Origin of the sequence: Ruegeria profundi (assembly GCF_001507545.1) — a bacterium.
GTDB classification, from domain to species: Bacteria; Pseudomonadota; Alphaproteobacteria; order Rhodobacterales; family Rhodobacteraceae; genus Ruegeria; species Ruegeria profundi.
On the sequence record NZ_LQBP01000023.1, the window covers coordinates 1 to 6,718 of the forward strand.

Here is a 6,718-nt window from a genome sequence, read left to right on the forward strand (position 1 = left end):
AGGGCGCCAATGTCGCCCATAAACCGAGGCTGGCCGACGTAGACGGCAGAAAACCTTCAGCAAGGAGAAATTACGCGAGTTTCCACACACCCTCGGCTCGAAGCGGACTTGTGGCGATGCAGCGGGGTCAGTTTGGAGGCTGTCTCGAAAGCGGACTTTGCAAGACTATGGATGATCTGGCGTTTTCACAGGCTTGGCCCGATGCGCGGCCAATCGGCCTTCGGAAGCTGTCGTCTGTTCAATCTGGGCTGACCGACGGCTTCGAGCCCAACTGTGACCAATGCTGCGCTTTGCATGAATGGCAGTGATGCGCCAAACACCGGCACTTATTTCCCAGATGGCGGGCCAATGCGGGTGTTCGGAAATGGACCACGCGCTGAGCTCGAGCTCCCCAAAGCGGGCCACTCGACTTGGATTTCTGTGTTGAGCAATCCCATTGTTGCGCAGCCTAACGGGGGCTGAGGTCCGCCAGGTCGCGCATGGCGGTCGCCATTGGGACTGTGCCGGACATCTTCGGGGCACCGCCTAGGTTTGTTCTCTCGGTGCATGGAGGGAGTACCGCTAGCAGACGTCGGCTGGCACCATGGCGATGTCGGAATAGCGTCCATCCGATGTTGTAATCGCGGCACATTGCGAACCGTCGTTCTTCAGCCAGAAACTGGTGAGCCCTTGGCTGCGAACAAGGCTGTAGCCTCGATTTTGCAAGCCCAATTCCGCCTGTCCGGCTCGGGCGCCTACGAATCCTGCCAACTCACCCGGGCCGGAAGCTGGAGCAGATACCGTCTTGGGTTCAGATGTTGTCGTCTCCATACAGCCTGCAACAACCGCAAGTGCACAACAGGCAAACAGTGTGGGTGTTCGTTTCATGATAGTCTTCCTTCGATTGACTTTATTGGGGTGAACTCTCGTTTAGGCATTGCCGTTACTCTTTCGAGCGCTCTCGGAACAGCAGGACGACGGCCACAATAAACGCGATGGCTCCTATGCCGATCAGGCCGACGCCAAGCGGTAGCAGGAAGCTTTCCCGCAAAACTCCGTCTTCGCCGACATCGCCATAGAATCGCCTTTCAGCGGCAAGGCTGGCGCCTCCGAGTGCAGCGGCAATCCATGCTGAGATTGCCGCCCGTCTTGCGCTCATTGATAAACTCCTTGGAATACGCCACGTCGATCAAACTGACACCGGAAAGCCCGCACCGGATTGTTCTTGAATCGGCCCGTCACAACGTACTGATTGCCGAGGTTCAAAGGCCGGTCGGTTTCCAGAAGCGGCACCGCTGTCTGGAAATGTCCGGCAGCTGCGCCGAGGCAATAGGCCTGCATCCCGCCAACAGGTGTGGGAACTGCACCGGACGATGCAGGGCTCTGACCCTGTTCGCGACGATACCGCTCGACAGCATCGCGCGAGCGTGCGCGCTGGTCGCCAGAGCAGGTGCTGCCTGCCGTGATTTCCCGCCCGGTCGGGCTGAACAGCACCTGGCACCCGCTGCTCCACGCAACTTCGAATTCGCCCGTATCGCGCTGAAACAGGGTCGGGACAGCACCTTGTGGGCGACCGGGCCGCGTGTTCGAGTTGGCGGGGGCGACATTGGCACTCGATGGCCGGCTTGACTCGCGCAAGAACCGTCCGGCAACCCAGCCCTCGAAACCGCCATCTGGCGCTTCCACTTCGCACCAGCGCTGCGAGCGTTGCACGCAGCCGAGGTTCCGCATCACATACCCGTTCGGTACGCGGGCCACGACGCGGTTCGAGGTCGACGGGCCGGAGCGCACGTTCAACGTGTCGCCGCGTGACACGCCGGTCACGGCCCACCAGTCCGGGCCACCGCTCAGACCATTGGCAAAATCGGAAGTTGGTTGCTGCGACGTCGCGACGGGACCACCGGATTCAGCGAGAAACCGCCCCGCCACCCAGCCGATGAAGCGTCCGTCTGGCGCTTCGACGCGGCACCAGCGGCCATTGGCATCCGTGCATCCCATGTTGCGCAGCACGAAACCGCGCGGAACCGTCGTGACGACGCTGTTCGAAGTGGAGGGACCGGAACGGACATTGAGCCGTCCGGAGACACCCGTGACCGCCCACCAGTCCGGGCCACCTGCCAGACTGTCGGCATAATCGGTTGCGGGCGCGGCCGCCCCGCCAATGCTGACCGTAAGTCGGTAGTCCGCCTGCTCGCCCCGTCTTGCGGCATTTCGATTGAGGAAGACCTGGATGGTATAGGTTCCGCTCTCGGGCAGAATCCCGGCATAGCTCGTACCGCTAACCGGGCCGACGAACAGGGCTTCGCTTTGGCCGGGCACGTCGCCCGGCGCGAAAATGTTGAAATAGGCCGAGGAGTTTGACGTCGCGAGGTCGACGCGCATGGATTGCCCCGCGCTTGCGCCGAGCTCGTAGCGAACCTCCTCACTGCCCACGATCCGGCCGGGTATCGTCGCGCCACTGGTGCCGGAGGCGAAGCGCACCTCCTCGGTTCGGAGTTGGGCGCTTGCGCCGGTGGCCATGGCCAAGGCGGCGATGAGTGTGATGGTCTTGAACAGTTTCATATCGCTCTCCGGTCGGGTTAGCTGGCGGGCACGCAGGTCATCGGGGTCCCGTCGGACCAAACCAGCGTTACGGTATCGCCATCGAGGGTCAGACTGTGACCAAAGGTGCCCTCGTAGCGCGTGCCGCTGTCCGAGGGGATGACGGTCGCCGTATCGACGCTGTCGCCGTATTCAAGCCGGGCGCTCGGACGTTCCGTCGCGAAGTAGTAGGCCGTCACCTCGTTTGCCGGATTGCCATCGCAGGCGTAGCTGACCACCTCTGTCGGCTCTTCGAGGAACCATTCCGCCACAAGCTGGCCCTCGCGGCGCAGATAAGCGTCCGCAACACACATCCGCAGGTCGTTGGCTTTCCAGCACTCGTCCCGGCCGGAGAGCCAGCCGCGTTGATAAGCGCGGAGCGTGGCCGCGGCTTCGTCGGCCCCTACGTCGAGCCCTTCAGCTGCGTCAACAGCGGCAGCAAAGCGGTCTGCCAGCCGTAGGTCCAACATGGCCAAGTCGGCATCGGTGCAGATCAGTTTTTCCGCGCTCGAGGTTGCCGCGTCGCAATCGAAAGACGGCGAAAGGCCGGCGACTTCCGTGTCCGCCGTCGGTTCACTGTCTCCCGCTGTGGCGGCGGGTGCGGAGGCCTCCTCGGCCGTGGCTGCAGCTTCCTGCACCCAGTCTGCGATGATGAAGGGAGGGGTCACACCTTCGGTGCAGGTCTCCGGTGCGAACTTGCGCGAGGGATCGTTGACGAAACTCTCCATCATGTCGCGTGCGCAACGGGAGTAGATGATCGCACCATGTCCTGCCTCGGGAATGATGAAAGCCTGCGCATTGCTCAGGCCTCGCGTCGCCTCGACCGCCCAGTTGAACGACGTCTGCTGATCCCAGGTTCCACCCAGCGACAGTGTCGGGATGTCGCTTTCCACGACCTCCTGCCAGTTCTCGCGCGGGTGCTGTTCGAAGAGCGGGCAAACGTTATCAAGCATCAAACCGACCGCCCCATCCCAGTTCGCGCTGGAGAGCGGGAATTCGAGGCTGGCATTCACCTCCCGGTAGCCTTCCATAGTGTTGAAAGGCACGTCCTCCTGGCAGGCGTAGATGTAGAGGTCGAACAGGCTCACAAACCCATAGACAGTCGTGTCCAGCGACTTGCTGCTGGCCTCGAAGAAGCTTGACACTTCCGCATCGCTCATGGCGGCCACCAGAGCTTGCAGGCGCTCTGCCGCCGCCCCGTCATAATGTCCGGCAACGAATTCTGACAAGGACGCCCGGCTTCTGTCCCCGTCCACAAGAACGGCGAAATCGCGTGCGAGCGAGACGGCAAGGGCCGAGTCGCCGAAGATCACACCGCTGGCGCGGGTGAGCTCTCGATCCAGCAAAGCTGCCAGCGGTGTGAACTCACGCTCCCGCTGGATCGCCTCCCGGAACCCGCGGATCGTCAGATCGAGCTCATGATCTGTTTCGCGGATCCGTGTGGCTTCTGAGATTGCCAGTTCAAGGAGCGTTTCAGCCTCCGGATCAGACACCTGCGCCTTGACCCTCAGGTCATTCACGGGATCGCTCGGAAGCCGGTAGCGGTTCTCTCCCACGAAATCGAGCGTCGGGGTGGCCGCGTCCGGGTCGTCGACAAGACGCGCCCATTCGTAGATCATCGCGGGCATGTAAGGCGTCAGGCTCGGCAGACTGATCTTGGTCCCGTCCGCCCGTTCCGGGAACATGTTGAGGATGGCTTGCGGCGAGATGGCCGTGCCGCTCCGGTTGTGGATAAGGTCGCCTGCCTCAGCCGCTTCGAGCGCGGTGTTCAGCACATCGCCGAGGTTCGGATAGGCCGCGTCGCAGGCGCTGTCAGCGGCGCAATCCTCGACCAGCCGGACGATCGAGTCGTTGAGCGGGACTGCACCCGTGTCGTAGAGCGCGATCCAGGGCGGCGCCACCCCATCGATGACGACGGATCGCAAGCCTTCAGGTGCGCTGCGCATGACCTCAAGGGCCAGCTTCGAGCCGTATGAGATGCCGAGGAGGTTGTAGGTGTCATACCCCAGCGTCGACATAACCAGCGGCACATCACGCGCGTTCTGTAAGGTGTTGTAGTGCTGGAGCTTGATGTCCTCGCTCTCCTGCAATTCCTGCGCGCATCCGATCACGAGCGACTCGCTCAGACCGACAACGGCCTCATCCACGAGCGAGTTGACGGTAACGGAACACTCGGCATCACCCGTCGACAGGCCGGCGGCGCGCTGATCGAACATGATGACATCACGGGTCTGGCGGATGCCGTCGAAGACGCCCGCAAAGCCCTGAAGCCCGTTCATGTTGCCCGACCCAGGGCCACCGTGAAGATATAGGAACGGGTCTGCTTCCGGGACTTGGGAGTGAGACTTCATGAATGTGAATAGTAGATCGACCCTCCGGTCGACCGGATCATCGTGGTTTTCCGGCACACTGACCGTGCCGCAGACGATCGTTTCGCCTTCAATCTCGCTGATGCCCACAGGTTGCGGGCAGGGTGCCAAGGCAACGGGCGCCTCCGGGTTATGCCCTCCGGTCGCGACAGCACCGAAATGGTCGCTCGGGTCGACAGGTTCGCCGGACAACGCAGCAAGCACCGTAATGATTTCTCTGAAGTCCATGATTTCTCTACCCTTTTCTTTGCTCACAGGCCACGGCGCCAGGATCGCGATCGCGCGGTTGTCGATGAGACAAATGGCACAGACCGTGTTTCGGTTGGGGACACGAAAGGCGGATAACTAAGACGCCGCGCGGCAACGCGCAGACCGAACAAGGACACAAGGGATTTTCTTCCGCGACCCCGAAGTCAAGGATTACGGATGTTTAGGACGCTGGCTATCCGGCAAGCGTCGCGGGACTATCCGGCTTGCGTCAGTTCAGGCGCATGGCGTGCGACATCTTGGACGCCCCGGATAATCCTAGCGCTGTCAGCGTCGTGACCGGTTCAGTGTTTCCTGAGGCGCTTCACCATAAGCGGCGCGGTATTTCGCAGAAAACCTGCCCAGATGCGCGATGCCGCTGATAAAGGCGATCTCCGTCACGGTGTCGGTCGCGCTGGCGGATAGCAGCCGCATCCGCGCCGCCTCCAACCGAAGCGTGGACAAATACAGAGATGGGCTGATCCCGCGATGCCTTTTGAATGCCCTTTGAAGCGTGCGCAGATTGATCTCGGCTCCCTGAGCCAACTCACCGACACTGACCTGCTCGGCAAACCGTGATTTTGCAATTTCCTCGAATTCAAGCACGAGCTTTACGCTGTCCGGCACGCTGCGCTGTTGCGGTTCCGCATAGCCATGGCATTCGAACAGTTCGGCAAGGTGGTCCGACAAAAGGGCCTCAAAAAGACGCGCGCGTCCGGGCGTGACATGTGGCAATCCACGAACGAAAAACTCTTCATGGGCATATTCAAGTAACCGTCTTGTGGCATTCGATGCTGCAACTGTGTCGTCCGTGACCACCTGTCCTTTCCGGTTCGTGAGCTTAAGGCCATTGCTTGACATGATGCACTCTGCCGCCTCAGGTGCGACGAAGCACGAAATCCCGCGGGTTTCACGGGTTGTGGCGTCCTCCACGAGCTGCGCGCGAATATGTCCCGGGTGTGCAAGGATCATTTTGCCCTCATCCACCAAGCCCTCGTCATTGTCGAGAGCACGGACCAGCGTTCCCTTAAGCATTGCATCGATCGTGAAATACGGAAGGTGCGAAACAGAAAACTCATGCCCGGTGGATGTATATGCATGAAGCACGATGTGGCTGTTCGGGAAGATGCAACTCTTGATCTTTACCTCAGGCGAGGCCTGCGGATGCAGTTTGAAGCCATAAACGCCGGTCTCGGCCAAAACGGTGCGAGACATGTCTTCGACGTTGTTCGGGGTGACGTGCAGCGTAGATACTTCAGTCATTCGTTGATCAGCCGTTCCAAACCTTTTCCACGAAGAGACTAGAATGAGTGTAAGGGCTTTCCAATGCGCAGTTCAGCTGCTCAGTGAGCTCGCAGAACCGCAAAGTCGAGGACAGTCGCATCCGAAACTGCAGCGATACGCGCAAAGCAGCCATTTGGCTGCATAGGTTGAACGACGCTTTTGTCTAAGGTTTGTGGCTGCTGTCAGCGTGAGCTGCAGCGGCGATAAATCTGACAAGGAGGAAAGCGCGGGCAGATTTCGGTGCTATGGGGATTGTGGCT

The 6,718-nt window shown here is 60.7% G+C and carries 5 protein-coding genes; all 5 read right to left on the minus strand.

What is annotated here, in order from left to right; translation table 11 throughout:
• Nucleotides 1-561: 561 nt before the first annotated feature.
• Nucleotides 562-867: a hypothetical protein gene (locus tag AVO44_RS20390; protein ID WP_068341304.1), complete on the minus strand. Its 306-nt coding sequence runs from the start codon at nucleotides 865-867 to the stop codon at nucleotides 562-564.
• Nucleotides 868-922: 55 nt separating this feature from the next.
• Nucleotides 923-1,138 (minus strand): DUF3955 domain-containing protein, encoded by a 216-nt coding sequence (locus AVO44_RS20395; protein ID WP_068341307.1) that lies wholly within the window; start codon nucleotides 1,136-1,138, stop codon nucleotides 923-925.
• Entirely contained in the window at nucleotides 1,135-2,541 is a 1,407-nt protein-coding gene (locus tag AVO44_RS21665) for an SH3 domain-containing protein (protein ID WP_082677607.1), read from the minus strand. The genes AVO44_RS20395 and AVO44_RS21665 overlap by 4 nt, the downstream gene beginning before the upstream one ends.
• 17 nt (nucleotides 2,542-2,558) lie before the next feature.
• The gene (locus AVO44_RS20405) at nucleotides 2,559-5,156 is read right to left on the minus strand and encodes an alpha/beta fold hydrolase (protein ID WP_068341310.1); all 2,598 of its coding nucleotides are present in this window, start codon (nucleotides 5,154-5,156) and stop codon (nucleotides 2,559-2,561) included.
• 306 nt (nucleotides 5,157-5,462) lie between these two features.
• Nucleotides 5,463-6,437, minus strand: a complete 975-nt coding sequence (locus AVO44_RS20410) for a helix-turn-helix domain-containing protein (protein ID WP_068341313.1) — start codon at nucleotides 6,435-6,437, stop codon at nucleotides 5,463-5,465.
• Between the last annotated feature and the right edge of the window lie 281 nt (nucleotides 6,438-6,718).